The organism is Actinokineospora baliensis (assembly GCF_016907695.1).
GTDB lineage: Bacteria > Actinomycetota > Actinomycetes > Mycobacteriales > Pseudonocardiaceae > Actinokineospora > Actinokineospora baliensis.
Genome location: NZ_JAFBCK010000001.1, coordinates 221,278 through 247,170, shown reverse-complemented (window position 1 = coordinate 247,170; position 25,893 = coordinate 221,278). Strand labels below are relative to the sequence as shown.

Here is a 25,893-nt window from a genome sequence, read left to right as displayed (position 1 = left end):
CCTCCCGCGCGTCACGCCCCGACGGGAGGTACCCGAGGCCCCCGGCGGGCAAACGTGGCGCTCGACGGGTGGAACACCGGCATGGTTTGACCCGTTCGGGGGTACCAGTGCGGTGACTCCCACCACGAGTCAATCCCTAGACGAGGAGGTAGCCATGTCCCTCGAAGACGACGACATCCGCAGCGGGCACACAGCCGGGTCCGACGGTGGCGCGGACGGCGGTGCCGACGGTGCGGCGGGCACTGCCGACCACGGCGCGTCGGGCGTACCCGGCGGCCACGACGGCGGGGCGGACGGTGGTGCCGACGCGGGCGCCGGGTCCGACCACGGTGCCGCCGACGGCGGGGGCGATGGGGGCGCGGACGGCGGTGCCGACGGCAGCGCCCGGTGACAGCGGTCGCCACCGCGGTCGGGCGGTCCAGCACGGACCGCCCGGCCCTCCGGCGCTGCGTCGGCGTCGAGCCGGATGAGTTCGCCGCGCGGTACTGGGGTGCCGCACCGCTGCTGACACCCCGGCTGCCCAAGGGCTTCGACGACCTGCTGACCCTCGACGACGCCGACGAGCTGCTGTCGCGCCGTGGGCTGCGCACGCCGTTCCTGCGGGTCGCCAAGAACGGCGCGGTCCTGTCGTCCGACCAGTTCACCCGCGGTGGCGGGGTGGGCGCGGAGATCACCGACCAGGTCGCCGACGACAAGGTCTCCCGGCTGTTCGACGACGGTGCGACCGTGGTGCTGCAGGGCCTGCACCGGCTGTGGCCGCCGCTGATCGACTTCGCCGGACAGCTCGGCGTCGACCTCGGGCACCCGGTCCAGATCAACGCCTACATCACGCCCCCGTCGTCACAGGGGTTCTCCGCGCACTACGACGTGCACGACGTGTTCGTCCTGCAGGTGGCGGGCCAGAAGCGCTGGCGGGTCCACGCGCCGGTGCACGCCGACCCGCTGCGCACCCAGCCGTGGGACCACCACGCCGACGCCGTGGCCGAGCGCGCGCTGGACACCCCGCTGATCGAGGAAACCCTCAACCCCGGCGACGCCCTCTACCTGCCCCGCGGCTACCTGCACTCCGCGACCGCCCTCGGCGAGGTGTCCGCGCACCTGACCGTCGGCGTGCACGTCCTCACCCGGTACGCGCTGGTGGAGGCGCTGCTCGCGTTGGCGGGCCGCGACCCCCAGTTGCGGACCACCCTCCCGCTCGGCATCGATGCGGCCGACCCCGAACAGTTGGCGCCACACCTGGCCGCGACGGTCGAGGCACTGGGCCAAGTACTGCGCGACACCCCGATTGACGAGGTCACCCGCCGGGTCCGCGACAAGGTGTGGCAGGGCACCCGACCCGAACCGCTGTCCCCGTTGGCCCAGGCCGCCGCAGTGCGCTCGGCCGCGACGGGCTCGGTGGTGCGCGTGCGCGCGGGGTTGCGGTACCGGCTGCGGACCGAGGGGGAGAGGGTGGTCCTGGAGGTGCCGGGGGACGAGTTGTCTTTGCCCGCGTCGACGGGGGCAGCGTTGCGGGCGTTGCTGTCGGGTGAGCCGAAGGTGGTGGGTGAGCTGCCGGGGATCTCGGCGGCGGATCAGGGGGTTCTTGTGCGGAGGTTGTTGCGAGAGGGAGTCCTGGTTCCTTGTGACCGTTGATGCCGCGGTGTGCCTGCTTCTTGTGCGGCGACTGCCGCGAGATGGAACCCTGGTTCCCCGTGAGCTCTGAGGTGGAGCGTTGCGCCGATGGGTGTCTGCGCCGGGGGGATCCGCTCGGGGCGAGTGCGCCGCCGGTTAGGTACTGGGTTCTGGTTGAGCAGCCAGGGCCTTGGGGGCCGGATCCGTGGCGCGATTCGTCATTGCCCGCCGAGGTTGTGTCCGCCATCGCCGCCCAGGCTTCCGCTGTGCACGCCAGGGTTCTGTTGATCCGCCGTCCGGGACGTGTTCGGCCAGGGCCCAGGCGGTGGGCGTTCGTGGATTCGGCACCTGGGTGGGAACGTGTGTGGTGGCACCGGTTCGACGATCCGCATGAGTTGGTGGACATCGGGTTGGCCCAGCCGCGCGGGGAACCATCGGACGATCCGGTGTATCTGGTGTGTGCGCACGGCCGCCACGACCCGTGCTGCGCGATTCGTGGTCGCCCGCTCGCGGCGGCACTGTCGGCTGATCGTCCACAAGAGACCTGGGAGTGCACCCATGTCGGCGGCGATCGGTTCGCGGGCAACCTTGTCGCATTGCCGCACGGGCTCTACTACGGCCAAGTCCCGCCCGCGAGCGGCATCGAGGTGGCCAAGCGCTATGAGTCCGGACTCATCGAACCGGCGTACTTCCGCGGCCGGTCGGCGTTCACCGCACCCGTGCAAGCGGCCCAGGAGTTCGCCCGGTCCAGGGCGGGGGAGTTCGGTGTTGACTCGTTCCCGCCGGTGCGGGTTCAGCGCAGTGGGCACGAGCAGTGGGATGTCGAGCTCGATGGTGCCGCGCTGGTGGTCCGGGCGGTGTTCACGCGAAGCGACAGCCCGCTGACCTGCTCGGCGACAGTTCCGGCCGGGGTGCGCCGGTTCGAGCTCGTGCGGTGGCTCGACGATCACTGAGACTGGGCGAGCGCGTGCGCCCTGGTGACCTGCTTGCGCGCCATCACCCGGAAGACGACCAGGTGGATCGGGTACACCGCGCGCCAGTACACCCAGCCCAGCAGGCCTTTCGCGCGCAACGCACCGACCTGCTGCAGCGTCGTCCCGCTGATCCGGTACCCGAGCCACGCCTCGCCGCAGAACCACTTCTCCGTGCGCAGCACGATGTACCGGTTGCCGAACTCCTCCACCGTCCACCAGTCCACAGTGGATCCCAAGGTCACCCGCTCCGGCCGGTGCAGGGTCAGCCGCTCGCCGAACAGCCTGCCGAGCACGATCCGCAGCCACCACGCCCACGCCCAGCCGTACCAGCGCAGCGAACCACCGCACCGCCGCAGGTCGAGCCGCGCGGCCGGGGTGTCCGAGGGCGGCAGGTCGACCTTGGTGGTGAGGGTGAACACGCCGTCGCGGAGGCCATTGGTGAAGTCGAACGCGGCAGCGGCGACCCCGTCCCGCTGGTCGTCCAATGTGGACCGGATGGCATCGGCCGCAGGTGTGGGGTCGATGCCGAAGGCCGTGCTCGGTTCGGTGACCACGACGTCGGTGGTGAGGCTGTCGATCAGCGACCGGCTCACCGCCCGGTCCACCGGCGTCACCGCGTTGACCCAGTGCGCGGACAACCCGGGTGTGAGCAGCGGAACGCGCACGATCCGCCGCCGGGGCAGCCCGCGAACCGACGCGTACAGCTGCATGAGTTCTTGGTACGTCAGGACATCCGGGCCGCCGACCTCGTGCACACCGGCGGGGACGTCCGCGTCGGCTGCGCGCACCAGGTGCCGGACCAGGTCCGCCTCGCCGATGGGCTGGACCCGGGTGTCCACCCAGCGCGGGCAGATCATCAGCGGCAGCCGCTCGGTGAGGTACCGCAACATCTCGAACGAGATGCTGCCCGCGCCGATGATCACCGCGGCGCGCAGTTCGACCACCGGCACCCCGTTCCCGGCGAGGACCCGGCCGACCTCCTGCCTGCTGGCCAGGTGCCGGGACAAGCGACCCTGGCCGAGTCCACCGAGGTAGACGATCCGGCCGACACCGGCGTCCTTCGCCGCGCGCGCGAACGACGCGGCGGCATCGCGGTCCCGGTCGGCGAAACCGGCGCCCGCGGCCATGCCGTGCACCAGGTAGTACGCGGTGTCGACGCCGCTGAGGGCCTCGGTCAGCGCGGCCGTGTCGTTGACGTCGACCGCGACCTTGCGCACGTGCTCGCCGTCGGGCAGGGCTTCGACCCGCCGCCCCATGGCCAGCACCGGCCGGTCGAGCGCGGTGATCAGCTTGCGGCCGACGTAACCACCGGCACCGGCGACCGCGATCATGCCGGGACGGACAGGTGCCGGGTGAAGCCGCGCACCGCGTCGACGAGGCTGTGCGGGTCGAACCCCGGGCGACCCACCAGGTCCCGCCACGCGGCGTGGCGCACCGCGTCGTGGATGGTCCACGGGTCCGCGTACGGGGTCAGCGCCGCCGCCAGCTCGGCGACCACCTTGGACCGGGACCGGTCGTCGTCGAGGTCGGGGTGGTCGAGCAGCGCGGCGACCAGGTCGACGGTCACCTCGCTGGCCAGCGGCCGGTCCGCCACGCAACCCCCGACGCAGCGGTAGGCGAATGTGAGCAGCCGGTCGTGCCTCGGACCCCACTCCACGCTGAACTCCCCTTGCCGACCCCGGTCCACCAGCGTGACGGTATCCCGGCGCCAGGGTGCCCGCTATTCGACGAAACCGACGGCCACCAGCGCCTCGCAGGTCCTGGCGACGATCCCCGCCGCGCACCGCTGCGCGTGGGTGCGCTCGGGCGACTCGGTCAGCGCGTGCCAGCGCAGGTAGGCCTGGTACGGGTCGCCGCTGAGGGCCAACCTGGTCCCGGGCGCCGTGCCGTGGCCGCCGAGCAGGTGCCTGGCTTCGTCGTCGCGCTCGTCGAAGGTGACCCGACCCGCGGCCAATTCCGCGAGGAGGCGGAGTTCACGGGGCTCGTGCGCGCTGGTCAACACCCGTTCGACGTCGGCGGACAGCGGGTGGCCGCTCAGCAACGGCAGCAGCGCCAAGAGCGCGGCCCGCGCGCGCAGGACGGCGGCGCGCGCCAGGAAATGGGTGTCGATGGCGGCCAACAGGTCGGGCACCCCGCTGAGCGCGACCAGCCCGGCGGGGACGGCCGACCCCTGCCGCACCAGTTCGACCGCCGCCCGGACCCCGAACAGACCCAGCTTCGCGGGCAACTCCGGTCCCACGTGCGCGGTGAGCCGGTCCACCGACAGCAGCGCGTCCGGCGCATTGACCAAAGTGGACAGTGCGGCGGCATCGGACCTGGTCAGCCGGAGTCCACCCACCGCTGGCAACGCCGCGACCGCCACCACGGCCTGACAATGCTCCCCGAGGTCGTCGCGGGCGTGCCTGGCCGCGACCACCCGCGCACACTCCATCGCGTCGCCATGCCCACCCCCCAACTCATCCGCCCTCGACAGCACCACGATCGTCGAAACAGCATCCCCGTCGACAACCTCCCCCGGCCGCCGAACCAGCCGCACCCGAACATCCCCCTGCCCCTCGACGACGTCGAACGCAGCCCCAGCCACCGCCTCCACCACGGTCGCCCGCCCCGACCCCGGAGCCCCGACGACCTCAACCCGCAACGCCCCGTCGAACCGAGCCCCCCACTCCCGCGCCACCTCAGCAACCGCGGGCGCCTCCCGCACAGCCCGCCCAAGCAGATCCCACGCGGCATCGGGGAGGGCGGTCATCGGGTAGCCCTGTGGGCGGGGTCGGTTCGTGGTGGTGCGGTGTGCTCGATGGGGCGAACTTGGTTTGCGCGGGGCCCCTGCGCCACCCGTGGCAGGACCGCAAAGCTGGGGCCGAAAAGCATGGCCCTGCAGCGAGGCAAGGCTACGGGCACCGCCACCCCACACAAACCAAGTCCGCCCCATCGAGCAGTTGGCACCGGATCTTCCTGGGAGCGGTGGCCGGGTTGGCGGGGTTGGCTCGGTGGGCTGGGTTGGCGGGGCTGGTTCGTGGTGGCTGGGTGGGCTCGATGGGGCGAACTCGGTTTGCGCGGGGCCCCTACGCCACCCGTGGCAGGACCGCAAAGCTGGGGCCGAAAAGCATGGCCCTGTCCGCGCACAACGCTACGGGCACCGCCACCCCGCACAAACCAAGTCCGCCCCATCGAGCAGTTGGCACCGACGGTTCCGAGTGTCCAGTGGTCGGCACGGCCTGGCAGGCGAGGTGCGGGGGTGGCCCGCTTCGCCAGGCCCTTTGTCGCGCAGGGGAGTGGGGTGTGGCCGGTGGTCGGCGGGGCTTCGTGCGCGGTCTGGCCAAGCAGGCTCAGTGCCGTGCCGGGGAGGGTGGTCATCGGGTGGACTCGATGCGGGTTCGCAGGGCCAGGAGGCGTTCGAGGTCTCGGCGGACTTCGGTGAGGCGGGTGGTGCGGCGGGTGGCTTCGGCGTCCAGTTCGGACTTGATGGTGCGGGCCGACTCGGTGGCGGCTTCGCGCAGGGAGTGGGCCACCTCGACGCAGCGGTCGCGGAGGGTTCGGTGGACTGTGCGGGTGGCGTCCTTGGCTTCCTTGCCGTAGCGCAGGAAGAAGTCGTCGACGTGGCGTTGGGCGGCGGTTTTGGCCACGGCTTGGCGGCGTTTGAGGCGGGCACCTCGCTCTTCGAAGACGCTGCGGGCGCCGAAGGCGGCGCCTGCGCCGAGTGAGATGGGGTTGATCAGCGGTAGTCCGGCCAGCGTCGTGGCCAGGCCGGACATCAGCAGGCCGCTGTAGGAGCCGCGCAGGCCGACGAACACCTTCTGCGCCGGGGAGAAGCGCTCGATGTTCGGCCGCCGCATGTCCTCCTGCCAGCTCGCGCCCAGCTCGCCGAGCAGCGCGGACGGCACCACGTCGGCGTCCGGCAGCGCTTGGCGGGCCACCCGGGCGGCGATCCACTCGAACCGCTCCACCAGCCACCCGGAGTTGACCTCCGCGACCGAGGTGAGCGCGTCGTACATCCAGTCGGTGAACTCCGGCCACACCTTGCCGGGGTCGGCGGCGTCGAAGTAGTCGTCGACCTCGCGCAGGATCCGCCTGGTCCGTTCGCGCAGGTCGAAGTCCAGGTCCGACACCAGGTCCGCGACGTCGTCGGCCAACTGCGTCTGCCAGCGCGCGCTCTCCCGCTGCAGCCGCTCCACCCGCCGCCCCGCCGCCTGCCACTCGGCCAGCGCCCGGGTGTCGGTGGGCGCGACGCCCGCGTCGAACTCCGCGCGCAGCGGCGTGATCAGCTGCTCCAACGCCAGCCCGCTGGTCGCCGCCGCCGCCCTGGCCGCCACCCGCGCCGGGTCCGCGAGCACGTCGCGGCGCAGCACCCCGATCAGGTCCGCGAAGCCGGACTCCTTGTTCAGCTCGGCGTCCTCGGTGCGCACCGCGGTGGCGCGCAGCACCGACGACACCGGGACCAGGGTGGCGCTCACCCCGACCTCGGCGATCCGACCCCGGTCGGCGTCGGCCACCCGGCGCCACCCGGGCACCAGGTCGATCTTGGTGAGCGCGACCAGCACGGTCGGGCACAGCCTGCTGACGTGGGTGAGCAGTTCCAGTTCCAGCGCGCTGAGCTCACTGGTGGCGTCGGTGACCACCAGCACCGCGTCCGCCTCGGCCAGCGCCGCCAGCGCCCGCGCGGTCCTCGGGCAGCCGGGCGCGCCGAAGCCGGGGGAGTCGACCAGGACCAGGCCCGCGCCCAGCAGAGCGCGCGGCAGCCCGACGTCGCGGCTGGTGGTGCGGTCGGCGGGCGGCAGCAGCGGGGTGGGTCGCTCGGCGTGCCGCACGACGGTGGCGACCTCGGTGGTCAGGTCCGCCCCGACCGGGCAGACCTCGGCCCCGACCAGCGCGTTCACCAGGTGGCTCTTGCCCTTGCCGGGGTACCCGGCGACCACCACCCGGCGGCCGGGTTCGAGCAGGCCGGCGCGCCGGTCGAGCAGGCGGTCGACCAGGTCGTGGCGTTGGTGGGCGGCGCAGGCCCGGATGGTGTCGTCCAACAGGCCCAACCAGGGCGGTGCGGTCATCACCCTTTTGAGGATGCCGTGTTCCCCCGGATAGGTGAAGAAGGCGGGGCCCGTCACTCGGACAGACCCCGCCTCCACCGCGGGTCGGCTCAGTGGCCGAGGTCCAGGTCACCGGTGAGGCCGCCGACGTCGGGCAGCCCGTGGTCGCCGAGCACGCCGTCGGTCAGGCCGCCCACGGAGTGGGACACCTGGCTGGCCACGTCGGGCAGCGGGTTGGCCACCGGGAGGTCGGGCACCTCGACGGGCAGGTGCGGCAGGTCCACCGGGAGCTGCGGCAGGTCGGTGGGCAGGTGCGGGAGCCCCCCGGGCAGGTCCGGCAGGTCGACCGGGAGGTGACCGGGCAGGCCGCCGGGCAGTTCGGGCAGGTGCGGCAGGTCGGACAACTCGGGCAGCGAGCCGGTGTCGACCGGGAGGTGCTGCGCGGGCTCCGGCGCCGGGACCGGCTGCGGCAGCGTCGCGCGCAGGTGCTCGCTGATCTCCTCGACGTCGTCGAGCGGGGAGGCGCCGGTCAGGAAGCCGCCCAGGGTCGCGCTCGCGCCGTTGAGCAGCTCACCGCCGGAGCTGACGTAGTCGGCGACGGTGCCAGCCGCGAGGTCGGCGCCGCGCAGCGAGTCGGAGTCCAGCGCGCCGGTCGGGTCGATCTCGGGCAGGTGGAACTGGTCGGTCAGGCCCGCGGTGCTCAGCGAACCCGCGCCTGCGGCGGACACCTCGACCTCGGGCAGCGCGACGTCGTCGAGCAGCGCGGTCGGGTCCGAGAAGTCCACAGTGGACGCGAGGCCGACCTCGGCGTGCAAGCCAGCGGCGCCCGCGGCGACGGCGGCACCGGAGGACGAGGCGGCCGCGGCGACGGTGCCCAGGTCCGACGAGCCAGCGGCCGCGGCGAAGCGGTCGGTGGAGAGCGCGACGTGGCCCTCGCCGGTGACCTGCTCCGACTCCAGCGCGAACGCGCCGAGCACGGAGTCCTCGCCCGCGGTGAGGTCGGCGGCGTAGCCGAGGTCGTTGGTGGCCCCCGCGGCGACGGCGTGCAGGCCGTCGGCGGCGTCGAGGGTGTTGGCGCTGGTGAACCAGTCGGTCCCGGCGTCGAGGTGGCCGGTCGAGGTGGCGGGGGCGACGGTACCGCTGACCTCGGCGGCCGAGGTCAGCGCCTCGGTGACCGCGCGCAGGTCGGCCGCGGGGGCGTAGTCGGCGACGAAGGGCAGCGCGTCCTGCAGGTCCTGCACGGAGAACTCGCCGAGGCCCGCCCCCGCGAGCGCACCCTGCGGGTCGGCGGCGAACGCGGTGCGCGCGGCGTCGTCGGTGAGCAGCGAGAGCGCGAACTCGTGCGGCGTCAGGCTTTCGGCGGCCGGAGCGGGCTGGGTGGCCGGGACGGGCTGGGTGGGCTGGCCGGAGCCGGTGCTGGACAACGCTTCTCCTCGGGGGACTGGGTGGGGACTGGCGCCGCTCGCCGGACCGGGGGCATCGACCTGAGCGGATGATCACCAACGTTAGGCCGAGTGGCGCAGGCTGCCATCGGGGATCACTCCCTGTCTCAATCCCCCACCGACAGCGGGATGGGTATTCACCTATTAGGGGGTTAGGGAGTGTTGTGCGTACCACTCGGGGTTGCTGACGGGGGTTGGTCGCCTGGTACGAACAGGGGCACCCGTGATCGCCCCGTGACCGAGAGGACCGCGCGATGCCCCCGTCGTACCTGCTGGGCGTCGACGTCGGCCGCACCCGGTGCGCCGCCGCCGTCCGCAGGCGCGCGGGCAGTGGCTACGGCGCGGCGGACGTGGTCGCGCTCGAGGGCTCGGCGCGGTGGCTGTCGTCGGCGATCTTCCTTGGTGCGCAAGGGGATCTGTTGGCAGGTGCGGCCGCGGAGCAGGCGGGGGCGCGGCAGCCGGAGTGCTTCGCGAGGGCACTGCTGGACCGGGTCGGCGACGACGTCCCGGTGCTGCTCGCCGGGCAGCTCTACCCGGCGGAGAACCTGGTCGCCGCGCTCGTCGGGTGGGTGGTCGACGTGGTCGCCGAGGCCGAGGGCGGCTCGCCCGAGCGCATTGCGGTCACCCACCCACCTGAGTGGGGGACATACCGGCGTGGGCTGCTGCGCGACGCGTTGGCGGACGCCGGGCTGCCCGGGGTCGTGCTGCTGCCCACGGTCGTCGCCGCCGCGGAGGCGCACCACGCCGACGTGCCGGTCGGAACCGGATCGCCGCTGGTCGTGACGCTCCTCGGCGGACACCGCGCGGATCACGCGCTGCTAATGCGTAACCCCGTCGCGTTCGACGTCGTTGCACACCACGTGACCCCTCGCGCGGGCGCCGCGGTCGACGACGCCCTCTACCGCCACGTCGTGGCCGCTGTCGCGCCACCAGCATCGATCGCGGGCTCCGCCGACCTCGAGACCACCGCCGTCCTGCCCGCCCAGACCGACCACGTGCCGCACACCGCGTTGCGCACCGCCTGCGGCACGGCAAAGGAGCGGCTCTCCTCGGCGGCCGAGGTCCGCGTCCCCGTCCCGCACCTGCGCACCGACGTCACCGTCAGCCGCGCGGAGTTCACCGAACTGGCCGCCCCCGTGCTGTTGCCCGCACTCGCCGCCACCCGCGCGCTGCTCGGCACCGCCACGACCGCGGTGATCGCGGGCGGCACTGCCAAGATCCCGCTGGTCGCCCACCTCGCCCCCGGTCCCGTGCTCGACGACCCGGCCACCGCCGCCGCGCGCGGTGCGGTGTTGGCGCTCGCCCCGCTCCCGCGACCCGCGCTGCCCGCGACCACCGTGCCCGACCCGGAGAGCGCCCCGAGCCTGATGCCGGTGCTCGCGTCCGATATGGATGGTTCGGGCGATGTGGTGGCCGTGGTCGAGCAGCCACCGCCCCGGCCGCCGGTCGAGGTCGTCGCGCTGGAACCGCCGCCGCGCCGCTTCGCGCTGGCCCGCCGGGGCACCCGGTGATCCCCGGGCACGCCAGCCCCGACGAACTCGTGCTCGACGAGCCCACCAGCAGGCTGTGCGCCGCGATCACCGGCGGCGGCCTCGCCCCGGTCCGGCTGGCCGTCATCGCCCCCGCGGGGTACGGCAAGAGCGCGCTGCTCGACCTGCTCGCCACCACCGAGGGCGCCCACCGCCGCGGCGGCTCCGGCGGCCTGCTGCTGGTCGACGACGCACACCTGTTGTGCGACAAGGACTTTGCCGAGATCGAAGCGCACCTCACCGACGAGTCGGCCGGGCTGGTCATCGCCGCCCGCCCCCGGCCGCGGCCCACGGGCCTCACCGCCCTGCTCGGCCGCCTGCGCGGTCAGATCGTCCTCCGCGCCTTCGACGTCGACCGCACTGCGGCGTGCCTCTCGGCGCTGGGTGCCGACCCGCGCCAAGCCGCGTTCGTGCACTCCCAGACCGGTGGTGTGCCTGGGCTTGTTCACCGCTTGGCGCCGCACATGTGCCCCGAGCGGGACACCGTGCCGCCCGCCGCGCTCGAGGAGTTCCGCCTCGACCTCGACCGGTTGACCGTGGAGCAGGTCCAGGCGCTGCTCGCGGCCGAGGTCAACGCCGACACGACGTTGCTCGCCGACCTGCTGGACAAGGCCCCCACCGCGACCGCGGCCCTGGTCGACGAGGCCCGCGCGACCGGGCTGCTCGCCGCGGACGGCACGCTGCTCCCGCTGGCCGCGACGGTGCTGCGCGCGCTCGTCCCCGCCGACCAGCGCACCGCCGTCCTCGGCGGCCTGGCCCGATTGCGGTTGGCCCGCACCGGTCCGACCAGCGACTTCGCCGCCGCACTCCTGGCCGCGGACGCGTCGGGTCCTGCCGCGGGAGCGGTCTACGCCGCGGCAGCCGCCGAAGCCGAACCCACTTTCGCCGTGCGCCTGCACCAGGCGGCCGAGAACGCGGGCCACCCCGTTGACGAGGTCGGCCGGGCCGAAGCCGAGGCCCGCGCGGGCGACCTCGACACCGCGCTGCGCCGCGCCGACGCCCTCTTGGTCGCCGGTGATCCCCGGGCCGCCCACGTCGCCGCTGCCGCCTTGGCCCACCGTGGCCAACCCACCCGCAGCGCGGAGCTCTACAACTGGGCCGGTTCAGGTGCGCTGGCGGTCATCGGCTTCGCTGCCACGGGTCGTGTCGCCGAAGCCCGCACCGCGCTCCCGGGCCACTCCGCTGAACCCCCAACGCTGTTCACCACCGCGACCACCCTCACCGCCCGCGGCGTGCTCGACTCCATCGACGGCGACGCGGCCGCACTGTCCACAGTGGTCAGAGCGGCTGAGGTGATGGAACCCGTGGGTCGCTCCGCGCTGCTGCCGGACTCCCCGGCTGCCCTCGGTGCCATCCTCGCCGTGCACACCGGGGCCACCGGCATCGCAGAACCCCTGCTCGCCCGCGCCGCCACGGCCAACACCGGTGGTGAGCTCTTCCGCGCCAGACACGCACTCCTGGCCGCGTGGCCCGCCATGCTCCGCGGCGAACCCGTCGAGATCGTCGCACCGCGAACTCCCCGCGACCACCTGTTCGCTATCGGCCTGGCGGTGGGGGTGGCGCGCCGCGCGGGTGATCTGGCGGCACTGCGCCGGGTTTGGGACAAGGCGCACGAGGTGGTGGTCCGTCACGAGATAGACCTCTTCACCCTGTTGCCGCTCGGCGAGTTCGCGGTAGCCGCCGCGCGCCTGGGCGACCAGGACCGCTTCGCCCCGTTCCTCCGCCGCGCTTGGACCCTCTTGGACTCCCTCGGCAACCCTCCTGTGTGGACAGCGCTACCGCACTGGTTCGCCTTCCACGCGGAGCTCTCCTCCGGCAACCCCACGCCGCTGGCGCACGTCGAGGCGCTCGCCGCGAGCTCGGACCCGTTCCCCGGCGCACTCGCCGAAGCCGCCCGCTGCTGGCTGGAAGTCCTCTCCGGCAAGATAACCACGGCCCAGGTCGAGTCGGCCGCCCGGGCCCTGCACGCCACCGGCCTGCACTGGGACGCGGCCCGGCTCGCGGGCCAAGCCGCCACCCGCACCACCGACCGCAAACGCATGCTGGCCCTGCTCGACTGCGCCAGGACCCTGCGATCCGAAGCCACCCGCGAAGACCCCACCCCGGCTGGCACCTCCCCCCTCAGCGGCCGAGAACTCCAGGTCGCCGAACTGGTCCTCGCGGGCCTCACCTACAAACAGGTCGGCGACCGCCTCTTCATCTCGGCCAAAACGGTCGAACACCACATGGCGCGCATGCGCTCCCGCCTCGGCGCCACCAGCCGCGGTGACCTCTTGGCCCAACTCAGAGACCTCGTGGCCACCACCTCCCCCGGCGCGTAGCCCCTTCATCCGGAGCGCGTCCACGGAACCCGGCGGTCGCTCCGCCGTGGTGCGGTGTGCTTGATGGGGCGGTGTCGGCTCGCCTTCGGCATTGCGCTGGATCGTGGGTGTGGGGTGTGCTCGATGGGGCGAACTTGGTTTGCGCGGGGCCCCTGCGCTACCCGTGGCAGGACCGCAAAGCTGGGGCCGAAGAGCATGGCCCTGCAGCGCACAACGCTACGGATACCGCCACCCCACGCAAACCAAGTCCGCCCCATCGAGCATTTAGGTGGGCGGCTCCTGGATCGAGGCCCACTACCGCAGGCGAGGCGTCCATTGTGGATCGGTCGGCGTGGCGGAAAATCGCCACTGGTGAGCGATGTTCAGGTGTGTCTTCCTTTTGACCGGCGATTCCCGGGCGATTTTCTGCCAGATGGCGTAACGATCAGCGGCTGTGCTCGATACCGTTGTTGCCGTACGCGAAAAGGGGATGCCAGCGTGAATCCGTCGGGGATGGCGCCAGTGTCGGTGGTCGAATCGGATCTCGGGACGTGGGGTCGGGAATTGGGCAAGGGCGGTGAGGCCGTTGTCCACGAGTTGCCCGGCTACAAGGTCGCGGACCGCACCGGGCCGCTGGTCTACAAGAGATACCGCAAGGCGCACGAAGACCCGCAGCGGTTGCGCGGGATCGTGCGGTTGCGCGGGGCGCTGACCCCGGCGCGACGGGCGGTCCTCGACCGGGTCGCGGCGTGGCCGTGCCGGGTCGTGGAGAACGAGGACGGGGACGTCATCGGGCTCGTGCTGCCCCGGATCCCGAGCGAGTACACCACAACGGTGGTGAGCCCGACCGGCACGCGGTCGATCAACCCGTGCGAGGTCCAATACCTGTTCATCGACCCGAGCCGGGCCAGGCGCCTCGCGCTGCCGACACCGACCGCCGAGGAACGGCTCACCCTGTGCCGCGACTTCGCCAGCGGGCTCGCCTTCCTGCACGACGAGCTGAACGTGGCGTTCGGCGACATCAACCACGCCAACGAACTGTTCAAGGTGCACCCCGACAGCGGCGTCTACTTCATCGACTGCGACGGCGTCCGCCCGCTGGGCACCGTCACCTCGCACCAGCAGCTCAACACGCCGGACTGGGTCCCGCCGGAAGGCGACGCGCTCAGCCCGGAAACCGACCGGTACAAGCTGGGCCTGTTCATCCTGCGCTGCCTCACCCCCGGCGCCGCCACCTCCGGCAGGGTCGACCCGGACGCCGCGGCGAGCGCGCTGGACCAGACCGGGCTGGGTTTGCTCCGCCTGGCCGTGGGAAGGGCCCCCGGCGCACGACCGGAAGCGGCGCAGTGGCGGCGCTACCTCAACGCCCTCCTCGGCCACCACGAGGACCCGCCCGAGCTCACCCTGGCGGAGGCCACGCGCCCGTACGTGCTGCTGGGGCAACCGGTCGAGATCGCCTGGGCCGCCGAGCACGCCACGCAGATCGAGGTGAGCGCGGACGGGCGGGCGGTCGTGGTGGACGGCGGGGCGGGTCACGGCACGGTCGCCATCGACCTGCGCACCACCGGTTTCGTCGACGTGCGCGCCCGCAACGACCTCGGCGCGCGGACCGCGCGGGTCGGCCCGATCCCGGTGATCGAGCCGCCCAAGCAGGTGACGATGCCCATCCTGATGCCGCCGGTCGTGTTCCCCGAACTCGACCACGCCATGCCCGCGTTGACCTTGCCCGCGCTGCCCGGCCCCACGCCGGTGGCACCACCGGTGATCACCGCGACCGGTCACCCGGCGGTCGCCCCGCTGCGGCTGCACGTCGCGATGGCCCCGCCGATCGCCGTCGAAGAGGTCATCGGCGCCGGGCCCGTCTTCACCTTCGACCGATCCACCCCAGCGGAAGAGGCCTGATGCGCGTAGCGCTCCTGCTCGCCCGGTTGGCGGGCGCCCGTCCCCACGTCCTGCGCAAAGCCCCCGGTGACCTGGTCCGGCACGCCGCCATGGGCGGTGTCCTGCTCACCACGGCCGGGCTGGCCGGGGTCTCGGCGTTCTTCGCGCTGCACTCGGCACTCGGGCTCTCGGTGCCCGCGAGCGCCGCCGCCGGGGTCGGCTGGGCGGTCGTCGTGCTCAACCTGGACCGGATGCTGGTCATCGGCATGGGCGCGGTCACGGGCGGCTGGCAGCGGTTCCTGCTCGCCCTGCCCAGGATCGCGCTCGCGCTGGTGATCGGCGCCGTCGTGTCCACCCCGCTGGTGCTGCGGATCTTCCAGCCGGAGATCAACGCCGAACTGATGGGCATGCGGGCCGAGGCGCTGGAGGAGGGCAACCGCAAGCTCGACGAGGCGTTCAAGTCGATCAAGGCGCTGACCGAGCAGGAAAGCGGGCTGCGCGCCGTCATCGAGGGCCGCGACCTGCCAGCCGCCGCGAAGGACGCCGACGTCATCAGGGCCCAACAGCGCTACGACGCGGCCGAGACCACCTACCGCAAGGCCCAGGCCGAGGCCGAGTGCGAACTCGACGGCACCTGCGGCACCGGCCGCCCCGGCGTCGGCGACTCGCAACGCCAGAAGCAGCGCGAAGCCGACGACGCCAAAGCCGACCGCGACCGCGCCCTCGCCGAGCTGAACCGGGTCACCGCCGAAGCCGAGAAGCGCATCCGCGACGGCCAGACCAGCGCCGTCGAAGCCGCCAAGGCCAAGCTCCCCGACGTCCAACGCGACCTGCGCGTGGCCCAGGAACGCAAGCGGGTGGCCGAATCCGAGACCGCCGACGCCGAGAACGGCAACACCGGCCTGATGGCCAGGATGACGGCGCTGGAGCGGCTCAGCGACAAGAACACCGCCGCCGCGCAGGCACGGCTGTTCCTGTTCCTGCTGTTCCTGTGCATCGAGATCCTCCCGGTGCTGGTCAAGCTCATCACCTCGGTCGGCACCAAGTCCCTCTACGACCGCATGGTCGACCGAGCCGACGACGACGCAGACAACGTCGACGAACAGCAGGTGGCCGCGGACCGGGCGGTGCGCGACATGGAGGACAAGGCCAAGCTCGACCTCGCCCAACAACGGGTGGACGCCCAGATCGAGGTCGGCAAACGCGCCACGGACGAGCTGATCGCCCGCCAAACCGACATCGCCCTGCGCTCGGTGACCGTCTGGGCCGAGTTGGCGATGCTGCGCACCGACGAACAACTCACCGAGTGGTACCAGCGCAACATCAGCCACCTGGCCCCCTACGGCCCAACCGCGACCCCCCGCAGCCTCACCACCCAACCACTGCGCCCAATCCGACTCCCCGCCGCCACCCCACAGCCCCCCAACGGCAACGCCCCCACCCCACCACCCCCGGCCACACCGAACGGTGCCACCGGGCCGAACGGTGCCCCGCCACCGCCTCTGACCACCGCGCTGAATGGTGTCGTGGCACCCCATGCCTCGCCGTCGGCGCGCCCGGTTGCTTCGCCGAGCGCCGCCTCCGCGCCCAGTTGGCCCACCACACAGCCGCTCCCGGTCGCGCCGCTGAACCCCACCGCGCCGCACCCGATCCCGCAGGTCCCCACCGCGGGCCAGGCCACCCCGCCCGCCCCACAACCGAGGCCGACCGCGCTCCTGGCCAACCCGCTCACCCCGCCAACCTCCGCCGCACCGAAGCCGACCACGGCCTTGCCTGCCCCTGCTCGGCCATCGGCAGCGCTGCCCGCTCCCACCTGGCCACCCGCGCAGGCCGCCCCCACAGCAGCCCCGGCGACCTCCGCCGCACCGAAGTCGTCCACGGCCCTGCCCGCTCCTGCCCTGCCCACCAGGTCGCCCACGCCAGCTGCCTCCGGGGCGCCCCTGCCCACCGCCTATCTCGCCGCGCCTGCCCCCACCGCACCGAAGCCGACCACTGCCCTGCCCGCGCCAGCCGCCCAGACGGCAGCTCTGCCCATCGCCCACACCGCCACCCCCACCCACACCGCCAAGCCGCGCACCGGTGAGCGGACCGTCCCGATGCGGCCGGTCACCGGTGTGGCCGGTCAGCACCCCTAGGAGGAGCCACATGGAGTCCGAACGCGGGAAACTGCTCCCGTTCTACCTGGTCGTCGACGTGTCGTATTCGATGCAGGGGCCCAAGCTCGACGCGGTGGGGCGGATCATCCCGACCATCGTGGACGCGTTGGCCAAGGCGCCGATCCTGTCGGACAAGGTGCGGTTCGCGATGATCGACTTCGCGGACGACGCCCAGGTGCGGTTGCCGTTGTGCGATCTGCTCGACGACCACCTGGTGCTGCCGTCGTTGGCGGCCAGGGGTGGGACGGCCTTCGGGGCGCCGCTGCGGTTGTTGCGCACGGAGATCGAGTCCAACATCAAGCAGCTCAAGGCGGACGGGTTCGCGGTGCACCGGCCCGCGGTGTTCTTCCTCAGCGACGGCGAGCCGACCGACCCGGGGGCGTGGGAGTCGGCCTTCGCCGACCTGACGCACTACGACAAGGCGCGCAACCAGGGCTTTCCCATGTACCCCAACGTGATCCCGTTCGGGGTGGAGGGCGCGGTGCCGACGACGCTGCAGCGGATGATCCACCCGGCGACCGGGTCCAAGCCGATGCGGATGTACCTGGCCGACCAGGGGCAGAACCCGGCGGTGGCGATCACCGCGATGGCGGAGGTGCTGATCTCCAGCATCCTCAAGTCCGGTCAGAGCATGGCCATGGGCAACTCCGGCATCCTGCTGCCGCCGGACGAGGACCTGCCAGGCGGGGTCACGTCCTTCGGCGCCGACGACGACTTCGTGTGACCCGCGTGTCCGCCGACAGCGCCACGCACAACGGGATCGCCCGGTATGTGATCGGCGAACCCGGCCGCGCCGCTTCCCTCGTCGTCCCACGGCCCAGTCCCGATCTCTGGTCCAGAAAGGACACCGAGCTCGATGGGTTCACTGTAGACAGTCCTAACGCGACAGTTCATGTGCGCGCCGCGAGCGTGCGCGGGTTGTCGCACCGGGCGTACGCCAAGGTCCGTCAGGACGCCTACGGGGTCCGGGTCACCGGAGACGGGCGCTACCTCATCGTCGCCGTCGCCGACGGGCTGTCCTCGGGCGCGTTGTCCCACGTCGCCGCCGAGGCCGCGGTCAACCGGGGGATCAGGCGCCTGGGGGCCGTGCTCGCGGGCGCGCAGCGGGCCTTCGTCGACTGGACCGCGTTCTTCCGGGTCCTGAGCTCCGACGTCGAACAGGACTGCCGCGCCGACCTGCTCGACCGCGGTGTCGTCGACGCCGGTGCCCGGCCGTTGGCCGACGTCGCCGCCACGATGGCGACCACCGCGTCGTTCGCCGTGCTGGACCTCGTCCCGGCCGAGGACGGCCACCGGATGGTCACCGGGACCATCGGCGACACCTCGGTGTGGGTGCTCGGCGCCGACGGCGGCTGGCTGCCCACCCAGCCGGTCAAGAACGACGGCGCCGAGCTGCACAGCTCCGCGACCCGGGCCCTCCCGCTGCCCGCGGAGCCGGTGCTGTCCTCCGGGTCGGTCCGCCCCGGCGAGGCGCTGGTGGTGATGACCGACGGCGTCGGCGACCCGCTCGGCCACGGCACCGGCGAGGTCGGCACCACGCTCGCGCGGCTGTGGCGCACCCCGCCGCACGAGCTGGACTTCGCCGCCCAGGTCGGCTTCGCCCGCAAGACCTACGACGACGATCGGACGGTGGTCGCGCTGTGGCCCGCCCGGCCGTGACCGCGACCACCATCCCGCCGTCCGCGCTCGGCACGCTCGGCCCGATGATCGGCAAAGGTGGCCAGGCGCAGGTCTACCTCGCCCCCGGAGCTTCCGTCGCCGAGGTGCCGTCGGTGGTCTACAAGCGGTACCGCCCCGGCCACAAGCCGCCGGGCGGGCTCGACCAGCTCGTCGCCCGCAGGCTGCGGCTCGACGCGGCCACGCGCGCCAGGCTCGACAGCCTCACCGCGTGGCCGCTGCGGGTCGTCGCCGACGACGACGGCGTGCACGGCGTCCTGGTGCGGCTCATCCCGGACACCTACTTCCAGGACCGGGTGCTGCCCAGCGGAGAAGCCGACCGGTCGCTGCGGGAGCTGCAGTTCTTGCTGATCGACCCGGCGCGGGCGGACCGGCTGGGCATGCCCGCGCCGACCACCGCGCAGCGGGCGCTGGTGTGCCGCGACTTCGCCGCCGCGGTGCACCTGCTGCACAAGCTCGACATCGTCATCGGGGACATCAACCCCACCAACGCGGTGTTCCGGCTCGACCGGCGGCCGACCGCGATGCTGGTCGACTGCGACGCCGTGCGGGTGCGCGGCTCGGCCGCCGTGGTCGCCCAGCTCGACATGCCCGACTGGGAGGCACCGGAGCGGCTGCCCAGCCAGGCGACCGACCTGTACAAGCTCGGCCTGGTGGTGCTGCGCTGCCTGGCCCCCGGCGCGGGCGGGTCGGTGTCGCGCGACCCCGCCCGCGCGGCCGGGGTGCTGGACCGGGAGGGCCGCGGCCTGCTCGCCGCCGCGCTGGGCCGCGACGCGTCCGCCCGGCCGTCGGCGCGGATCTGGGGCCGCTACTTTGACCGGGTCCTGGCCGGGGTCTCCGCGCCCGCGCCGGGGTCGACCACCTCGGCGTGGCGGCGTGGCCCCGGCGGAACGTGGATCGAGGTGCGGCGGTGACGTGCACGGTGTGCGGGGGAGCGCCCCCCGGCAGCTACGAGCTGTCCATGCACGAGGAACCGACCTGCGTGTCGCACCCGGTGGCGATGCGCTGCGCCCTGTGCGGCAGGCCCGCGCCAGACCAGCGCACCCCCGGGTGGAGCAGGTGGGGCGCCTCGACCCGCTGCCCGCGCTGCGCGCTCGGCGCCATCGAGTGCCAGGACGACGCCCGCGGCCAGATCCCCGTCGTCCGCGCCGCCATGGCCGCCCTCGGCATCGAACTCACCCGCCGCGTCCGGGTCACCCTCGCCGACCCGGGCCCCCTCTCCCCCGACACCACCGGCCGCGACGGCGTCCTCGGCATCACCCACCAGCAGTGGGGCCCCGACGGCTACGCCGCCGTGTCCATCGAGATCGCGGGCGGCCTCACCCCGGTCCACTTCGGCGCCACCCTGGCCCACGAACTCGGCCACGCCTGGCTCGCCGAACGCAAGTCCGGCCCGCTCCCGCTCCCGCTGGAGGAAGGCGTGTGCGAGGTGTTCGCCGGAGCCTGGCTGAAGAAGCAGGACACCCCCCTGGCCACCCGCCTCCGAGCCGCCATGGACACCAACCCCGACCCCGTCTACGGCCACGGCTACCGGATGGTCCGGGCCGCGATCGTGCACGCGGGCATCGAAGCGGTCCTGACCAGCGTCGTCAGGACCGGCGCCCTGCCGTAGGGCGGAGGCGCTCATCGAGGTGGGTGTTCGCGTGGCGAAGCAGGCCACACCGGTGGTGGGTTTGGCGCAGGCAATCGCCTGCCGAGGCCGCAGCCGGAGATCGGGGCGGTTCTGCCGCCCGTCACCGGAACCGGCGCCCTGCCGTAGGCGGCGTGGCCGCGCCACTGGCCAAGGTGGGTGTTTGCGCGGCGAGGCAGGCCACACCGGCGGTGGGCTTTGACGCGGGCCAATCGCCCGCCGAGGCCGGATGGAGATCGAGGCGGTTCTGCCGCCTGTCACTAGCCCCGGCGCCTGCCGGAGGCGGCGCGAACGCACCCACGGACGGCGGTGGATGTTCGCGCGGCGACGCAGGAAACGCCGGTGGTCGGTCTCGGAGCGGGCGATCGCTCTCGGGCATCATCACGGACCACCGCGGGCTGAGGTGGCTCGCGGCGGCTTGGGTGTCGGGCGGGCCAGACGGGCATCGAGGCGGTCGAGCGTCGTCAGAACCGGCGCCCTGCCGTAGGGCGGGCGCTCAAGGCTCAGTGGTCGCGGAGGATGATCAGGTCGGCCAGGGCGCGGAGTTCGGCTTCGGCTCGTTCCTCTGGCAGGGCGGCGGCCAGGTGGTCGGTGGCGTCGGCGAGGAGTTCGGTGGCTCGGGTGCGGGCCCAGGCTCGGCCGCCCGCTGAGTCGACCAGGTCGGCGGCGTGGACGAGGTCGGCGGCGGTGAGCGGCTCAGAACCCGCGTAGAGGGCCTGGAGTTCGCGCGCGGCCGGGGTGTCGGTGGCGAGGGCGGCGACGACGGGGAGGGACTTCTTGCGGTTCTCCAGGTCGGAGTAGACCGGTTTGCCGGTGGCCGTGGGGTTTCCCCAGATGCCCAGCAGGTCGTCCACCAACTGGAACGCCACGCCGAGGCGCTCGCCGAAGGACCGGAACTGGTCCACCTGACTTGGTGCGGCACCACCCAGCAGCGCGCCCAGTGTCGTGGAGCAGGCGAGCAGCGCCCCCGTCTTGCCCTCGGCCATCCGCAGGCACTCGGCCAGCGTGACGTCCGCGCGCTGTTCGAAGGCCAGGTCCGCCGCCTGTCCTTCCTGGACGGCGAGGACACCGGCGGACAGGACGCGGGCCGCGGGTTGGGCGCGCGGGTGGTCGCTGGCGGCCAGCACGTCGAAGGCGAGGGTGAGCAGCGCGTCGCCCGCCAGGATCGCGGGGCCCAGGCCGAAGACGGTCCACGCGGTGGGGCGGTGGCGGCGGGTGCGGTCGCCGTCCATGACGTCGTCGTGCAGGAGGGTGAAGTTGTGGACGAGCTCGACGGCCACCGCCCCCGGCAGGGCTTCGGCCGCGGAGCCGCCGACTGCCTCGGCCGCGGTGAGCACGAGGGCCGGGCGGATCGCCTTGCCCGCGTCGGCCTCGGTGGGCCTGCCGTGCTCGTCCCACCAGCCGAAGTGGTAGCCGGAGATGTGCCGCATCGCCTCTGGCAGCGAGTCCACCGCCGCGCGCAGCGCCGGGGCCAGCGCGGAGCGGCTGTGCGTGAGCACCTCCCTGGCCGAGCGGTGACCGGTGGGGCGCCGGGTGCCGGGGACGTGGACGGTGGGGTTGGTGGACACGGGCCGGTCCTCGTTTCAACGGAGAGGGGACGGGCGGTCGTGCCCGCGGGGGGAGCGGTCGGTGGCCCGTGCGCGCGGCACGGGCCACCGGTTCACAGTCCGATTTGGACGCTCTCCAGGACGCCGAGCGCGTCCGGGACCAGCACCGCGGCGCTGTAGTAGGTGCTGACCAGGTACGACATGATCGCCTTGTCGTTGATCCCGGTGAACCGCACCGACAGGCCCGGCTCGTACTCGTCGGGGATCCCGGTCTGGTGCAGGCCGATCACGCCCTGGTCGGACTCGCCGGTGCGCAGCACGATGATCGAGGTGGTCCCGGTGTCGCTGACCGGGATCTTGTCGCAGGGCAGCAGCGGCACCCCGCGCCACGACTGCACCACCTTGCCGTGCACCTCGGTGGTCGGCGGGTACAGCCCGCGCTTGGTGCACTCGCGGCCGAACGCGGCGATCGCCTTGGGGTGGGCCAGGAAGAAGTTCGACCGGCGCCGCCTGGCGAGCAGCTCGTCGAGGTCGTCCGGGGCGGGCGCGCCCTCGCGGGTGTGCAGCCGCTGGCGCAGGTCGGCGTTGTGCAGGAAGCCGAAGTCGCGGTTGTTGATGAGCTCGTGCTCCTGGCGCTCGCGCAGCGCGTGGATGGTCAGCCGCAGCTGCTGCTCGACCTGGTCCATCGGCTGGTTGTAGAGGTCGGCCACCCGGGTGTGGATCTTGAGCATGGTCTGCGCCACGGACAGCTCGTACTCGCGCGGGCTGCCCTCGTAGTCGACGAAGGTGCCGGGCAGCTCGTGCTCGCCGGAGTGCCCGGAGGACATCGCGATCTCGGCTTCGCCGTGCTTGTTCGTCCGGTTGGCCGGGCTGGCCCGGAACGCCTCGACGTGCGCGCGCAGCGCGGCGGAGCGCTCCTGCAGCGACAGGAACTCCGAGCGCGACAGCGTCATCACGATGCACGCCGTGCTGGCCTTGGCGGTGAAGTCCCAGGTGGCGTCGGCGTCGACGAGGCCGCGGTCGCCGAAGAACTCGCCGTCGGCCAGCACCGCGAGCACGGCCTCGTCGCCGAAGTGGCCCTCGGTGTAGGTGGTGACCTTGCCGTGCGCGATCAGGTGCACCGCGTCGGCGGGGCGCCCGCGTTCGACGATCGTCTGGCCCGCGCTGTACTCGCGCTGGGCGAACCGGTTCGCCAGTTCCGTGAGCGCCGCGTCGTCGGAGAGGTCGCGCAGCAGGGCCAGCTCGCGCAGCTCGGTCGGCACGATGTCGACGTCGGCGCCGGTGTTGGTGAAGGTGACCCGGCCGTCGCCCAGGGTGTAGCTGAGCCTGCGGTTGACCCGGTACACCGCGCCCTGGGCCTCGACCCACGGCAGCATCCGCAGCAGCCAGCGCGGGCTGATCTCCTGCATGTGCGGGACGGACTTGGTGGTGGTCGCGAGGTTGCGCGCGGCCGTGGTGCTCAGGCTCTGCTGGCTGTGGTCGGTCGCGGTGTCGAGTAGCTCGGTCACGCCGGAAACCCCCGGGTCAGGTTGAGATGGAGTGGACGGCGCGGTGCCCCGCTGGCACGGGGCACCGCGAGGGGTCAGAGACCGATCTGGACGTCGTCGAGCACGGCGAGCGCGTCGGGCACCAGCACCGCGGCCGAGTAGTACGCGGTGACCAGGTAGGACAGGATGGCCTTGTCGTTGATGCCCATGAACCGCACCGACAGGCCCGGCTCGTACTCGTCGGGCAGCCCGGTCTGGTGCAGGCCGATGACGCCCTGGTTCTCCTCGCCGGTGCGCATCAGGATCATCGAGGTGGTGCGGGTGTCGCTGATCGGGATCTTGCTGCACGGCAGCACCGGGACCCCGCGCCAGGACGGCACGTGGTGCCCGCCGAGGTCCACCGACGCCGGGTAGATCCCGCGCTTGCTGCACTCGCGGCCGAACGCGGCGATCGCCTTGGGGTGGGCGAGGATGACCGACGGGTCCTTCCACACCTTCGACAGCAGCTCGTCGAGGTCGTCGGGGGTGGGCGCGCCGGTGCGCGCGTGCACCCGCTGGCGCGGGTCGGCGTTGTGCAGCAGGCCGAACTCGCGGTTGTTGACCAGCTCGTGCTCCTGGCGCTCGCGCAGCGCCTCGATGGTCAGCCGCAGCTGCTGCTCGACCTGGTCCATCGGCTGGTTGTAGAGGTCGGCCACCCGGGTGTGCACCTTGAGCACGGTCTGGGCGACGGAGAGCTCGTACTCGCGCGGGGAGACCTCGTAGTCCACAAAGGTCTCCGGCAGCTCGACCTCGCCGGTGTGGCCCGCGGCGAGGTTGATCGGGACCTCGCCGTCCTGCTCGTGCGCGCCGCTGGCCAGGTACGCCTCGACGTGCGCGCGCAGCGACGGCGCCCGGTCGAGCAGCTCCTGGAACTCGCTGCGGCGCAGGGACAGCACCGTCACCGCGGTCGCGGCCTTGGCGGTGAAGTCCCAGATCTTCTCCTGCAGCAGCCCCCACTGGTCGAAGTACTCGCCGTCGGTGATCACGCCGACCACGGTCTCGTCGCCGTACTGGCCCTCGGCGCGCTGCTCGACCCGACCGTGCGCGATCACCAGGAACCGGTCGGCGGCGTGCCCCCACTCCACGAGCGTGTCGCCCGCGGCGTAGTCCTCCTGCCGGAACAGGCCTGCCAGCGCGGTCAGCGCCTCTTCGTCCTCGAAGTCGCGAAGGAACGCCAGTTCGCGCAGGTCGCCCGCGACGACGCGGGGCTGGGCGTCGGCCCGGTTGACGGTGATCCGCCCGTCGCCCACGACGTAGTCGATGGCGATCCGGCCGTCGCCGACGACGTAGCTGCGGCGCTGGTTGACCCGGTAGGTGCCGCCCCCGACGTGGGTCCACGGCAGGACCCGCAGCAGCCAGCGGGAGGTGATCTCCTGCATCTGCGGGACGGACTTGGTGGTGGTCGCGAGGTTGCGCGCCGCCTCGGTGGTGAGGCTCTGCTGCGGTGGCGCTTCGCCGCCGACGGGGCGCAGGGTCTCGGTCACGGTGCTACCGCCAATCGCTCATCCTGGAATGGGGAAGGTCGCGTGGGACAATGCGGGCGACCGGCGAATAGCCGCGCAGGCGGAAAGCACCTCACATTCATGTTCACTCAGGTGAGTGTCCCGGTGGCCGCCTCGACCGTCGCTTCGCCATTGTCGACGGCGTTGAAGCTAGCACCGCGAATTCGTGACAGTACAGTCCCCGAATCGGCTGGTGATAACCCAAGAGAACCGACCGGATTCAGCGATAAGGCAGACCGCGAGTAGTCATGTCGCGGCTCGCTCACTCGATCTTGCGCCCGATTGGGCCGTACGTGACACAGGGATACCTCGGATGGACGCAGCGTGAGCACGGCAGACTGGCCGGATGAGCGGTGTGGTGGTCGTCCTCGGCGGGCGCAGCGAGATCGGACTAGAGGTGGCGCGCCTGCTGGCGCAGGGCCGGGAGGTCGTCCTGGCCGCCAGGAGGGCCGGTGATCTTGATCACCAGCAGGCCGCGCTCCGCGCCGCGGGAGCCACCGCCGTGCACACCGCCGAGTTCGACGCCGACGACCTCACCGCCCACTCGCGGCTGCTCGACTCCCTCGTCGAGGCGCACGGTCGGCTCGACACCGTCATCGTCGCCTTCGGCGTGCTGGGCGACCAAACCCGGGCCGAGACCGATGTCGACCACGCCCTGGCGGTGGTCCACACCGACTACGTGGCCCACGTGTCGGTCCTGACCCACCTGGCGACCCTGCTCCGCCGCCAGCGGTCGGGGACCCTGGTCGTCTTCTCCTCCGTGGCGGGCACCCGGGTCCGCCGGGCCAACTACGTCTACGGGTCGGCGAAGGCGGGCTTGGACGGTTTCGCCAGCGGCCTCGCCGACGCCCTCGCGGGCTCCGGCGCGCGCCTGCTGCTCGTGCGGCCGGGGTTCGTGATCGGCCGGATGACCGAGGGTATGTCCCCGGCGCCGTTCTCCTCCACCCCGGCCCAGGTGGCCGCGGCGACGGTCCGCGCTCTGCGCCGCGGGCGGGGTGAGGTGTGGGTACCCGGTGTTTTGCGACCGGTGTTCTTCGGCATGCGCCTGCTGCCCCGCCGGATCTGGCGCAAGCTTCCCCGATGATCCGGTAATA

At 72.8% G+C, this 25,893-nt stretch carries 20 protein-coding genes; 12 read left to right on the top strand and 8 right to left on the bottom strand.

From position 1 onward, the window contains the following. Nucleotides 1-154: 154 nt before the first annotated feature. The 3 genes from JOD54_RS00765 to JOD54_RS00755 are packed head-to-tail and all read left to right on the top strand — an operon-like array spanning nucleotide 155 to nucleotide 2,564. Complete coding sequence (locus JOD54_RS00765) at nucleotides 155-391, top strand: hypothetical protein (protein WP_204448696.1); 237 nt, start codon at nucleotides 155-157, stop codon at nucleotides 389-391. Next, complete coding sequence (locus JOD54_RS00760; RefSeq protein WP_204448695.1) at nucleotides 388-1,632, top strand: cupin domain-containing protein; 1,245 nt, start codon at nucleotides 388-390, stop codon at nucleotides 1,630-1,632. The genes JOD54_RS00765 and JOD54_RS00760 overlap by 4 nt, the downstream gene beginning before the upstream one ends. After that, nucleotides 1,632-2,564 (top strand): ferredoxin family protein, encoded by a 933-nt coding sequence (locus JOD54_RS00755; protein WP_307859770.1) that lies wholly within the window; start codon nucleotides 1,632-1,634, stop codon nucleotides 2,562-2,564. Before JOD54_RS00760 ends, JOD54_RS00755 begins: the two co-directional genes overlap by 1 nt. On the opposite strand, the gene JOD54_RS00750 is transcribed toward JOD54_RS00755, so the two are convergent. The 5 genes from JOD54_RS00750 to JOD54_RS00730 all read right to left on the bottom strand — a co-directional run bounded on the left by JOD54_RS00750 (nucleotide 2,558) and on the right by JOD54_RS00730 (nucleotide 9,033). Next, on the bottom strand, nucleotides 2,558-3,916 hold the full coding sequence (locus JOD54_RS00750; RefSeq protein WP_204448693.1) for a DUF2867 domain-containing protein: 1,359 nt from the start codon (nucleotides 3,914-3,916) through the stop codon (nucleotides 2,558-2,560). The genes JOD54_RS00755 and JOD54_RS00750 overlap by 7 nt on opposite strands. Further along, nucleotides 3,913-4,272 carry a hypothetical protein gene (locus JOD54_RS00745; protein WP_204448692.1) on the bottom strand — a complete coding sequence of 120 codons (360 nt, stop codon included), beginning with the start codon at nucleotides 4,270-4,272 and terminating at the stop codon, nucleotides 3,913-3,915. The genes JOD54_RS00750 and JOD54_RS00745 overlap by 4 nt, the downstream gene beginning before the upstream one ends. A 33-nt stretch (nucleotides 4,273-4,305) precedes the next feature. Next, nucleotides 4,306-5,334 carry a hypothetical protein gene (locus JOD54_RS00740; RefSeq protein ID WP_204448691.1) on the bottom strand — a complete coding sequence of 343 codons (1,029 nt, stop codon included), beginning with the start codon at nucleotides 5,332-5,334 and terminating at the stop codon, nucleotides 4,306-4,308. 604 nt (nucleotides 5,335-5,938) lie between these two features. Then, nucleotides 5,939-7,630, bottom strand: a complete 1,692-nt coding sequence (locus JOD54_RS00735) for a GTPase (protein ID WP_204448690.1) — start codon at nucleotides 7,628-7,630, stop codon at nucleotides 5,939-5,941. Nucleotides 7,631-7,719: 89 nt separating this feature from the next. Continuing rightward, nucleotides 7,720-9,033, bottom strand: coding sequence for an IniB N-terminal domain-containing protein (locus tag JOD54_RS00730; protein WP_204448689.1), 1,314 nt, complete (start codon nucleotides 9,031-9,033; stop codon nucleotides 7,720-7,722). 272 nt (nucleotides 9,034-9,305) lie between these two features. On the opposite strand from JOD54_RS00730, the gene JOD54_RS00725 reads away from it, so the two are divergent. The 8 genes from JOD54_RS00725 (at nucleotide 9,306) to JOD54_RS00690 (ending at nucleotide 20,206) form a co-directional block, all read left to right on the top strand. Beyond that, nucleotides 9,306-10,562, top strand: a complete 1,257-nt coding sequence (locus JOD54_RS00725) for an Hsp70 family protein (protein ID WP_204448688.1) — start codon at nucleotides 9,306-9,308, stop codon at nucleotides 10,560-10,562. Next, a complete protein-coding gene (locus JOD54_RS00720) occupies nucleotides 10,559-12,901 on the top strand; it encodes a helix-turn-helix domain-containing protein (protein WP_204448687.1) in 2,343 nt (780 codons plus the stop codon). Before JOD54_RS00725 ends, JOD54_RS00720 begins: the two co-directional genes overlap by 4 nt. 501 nt (nucleotides 12,902-13,402) lie before the next feature. Next, nucleotides 13,403-14,782, top strand: a complete 1,380-nt coding sequence (locus tag JOD54_RS00715) for a hypothetical protein (RefSeq protein WP_204448686.1) — start codon at nucleotides 13,403-13,405, stop codon at nucleotides 14,780-14,782. Continuing rightward, nucleotides 14,782-16,896, top strand: a complete 2,115-nt coding sequence (locus tag JOD54_RS34930) for a DUF4407 domain-containing protein (protein WP_204448685.1) — start codon at nucleotides 14,782-14,784, stop codon at nucleotides 16,894-16,896. The genes JOD54_RS00715 and JOD54_RS34930 overlap by 1 nt, the downstream gene beginning before the upstream one ends. A 10-nt stretch (nucleotides 16,897-16,906) precedes the next feature. Continuing rightward, nucleotides 16,907-17,641 (top strand): vWA domain-containing protein, encoded by a 735-nt coding sequence (locus JOD54_RS00705; RefSeq protein WP_204448684.1) that lies wholly within the window; start codon nucleotides 16,907-16,909, stop codon nucleotides 17,639-17,641. A 194-nt stretch (nucleotides 17,642-17,835) separates the two neighbouring features. Then, nucleotides 17,836-18,576 (top strand): protein phosphatase 2C domain-containing protein, encoded by a 741-nt coding sequence (locus JOD54_RS00700; protein ID WP_204448683.1) that lies wholly within the window; start codon nucleotides 17,836-17,838, stop codon nucleotides 18,574-18,576. Then, nucleotides 18,558-19,508: a protein kinase family protein gene (locus JOD54_RS00695; RefSeq protein ID WP_204448682.1), complete on the top strand. Its 951-nt coding sequence runs from the start codon at nucleotides 18,558-18,560 to the stop codon at nucleotides 19,506-19,508. Before JOD54_RS00700 ends, JOD54_RS00695 begins: the two co-directional genes overlap by 19 nt. Then, nucleotides 19,505-20,206 carry a protein DA1 gene (locus tag JOD54_RS00690; RefSeq protein WP_204448681.1) on the top strand — a complete coding sequence of 234 codons (702 nt, stop codon included), beginning with the start codon at nucleotides 19,505-19,507 and terminating at the stop codon, nucleotides 20,204-20,206. Before JOD54_RS00695 ends, JOD54_RS00690 begins: the two co-directional genes overlap by 4 nt. Nucleotides 20,207-20,727: 521 nt before the next feature. Here the strand turns inward: JOD54_RS00690 and JOD54_RS00685 are convergent. From JOD54_RS00685 to JOD54_RS00675, 3 genes are all read right to left on the bottom strand, one after another. Further along, entirely contained in the window at nucleotides 20,728-21,792 is a 1,065-nt protein-coding gene (locus JOD54_RS00685; protein WP_204448680.1) for a family 2 encapsulin nanocompartment cargo protein polyprenyl transferase, read from the bottom strand. A 92-nt stretch (nucleotides 21,793-21,884) separates the two neighbouring features. Then, the gene (locus JOD54_RS00680) at nucleotides 21,885-23,279 is read right to left on the bottom strand and encodes a family 2B encapsulin nanocompartment shell protein (protein WP_204448679.1); all 1,395 of its coding nucleotides are present in this window, start codon (nucleotides 23,277-23,279) and stop codon (nucleotides 21,885-21,887) included. Between the two features lie 74 nt (nucleotides 23,280-23,353). After that, nucleotides 23,354-24,781 (bottom strand): family 2B encapsulin nanocompartment shell protein, encoded by a 1,428-nt coding sequence (locus JOD54_RS00675; RefSeq protein WP_204448678.1) that lies wholly within the window; start codon nucleotides 24,779-24,781, stop codon nucleotides 23,354-23,356. Between the two features lie 364 nt (nucleotides 24,782-25,145). Between JOD54_RS00675 and dprE2 the strand changes: the two genes are divergently transcribed. Next, nucleotides 25,146-25,883, top strand: a complete 738-nt coding sequence (dprE2, locus tag JOD54_RS00670) for a decaprenylphospho-beta-D-erythro-pentofuranosid-2-ulose 2-reductase (protein WP_204448677.1) — start codon at nucleotides 25,146-25,148, stop codon at nucleotides 25,881-25,883. Nucleotides 25,884-25,893: the final 10 nt, after the last annotated feature.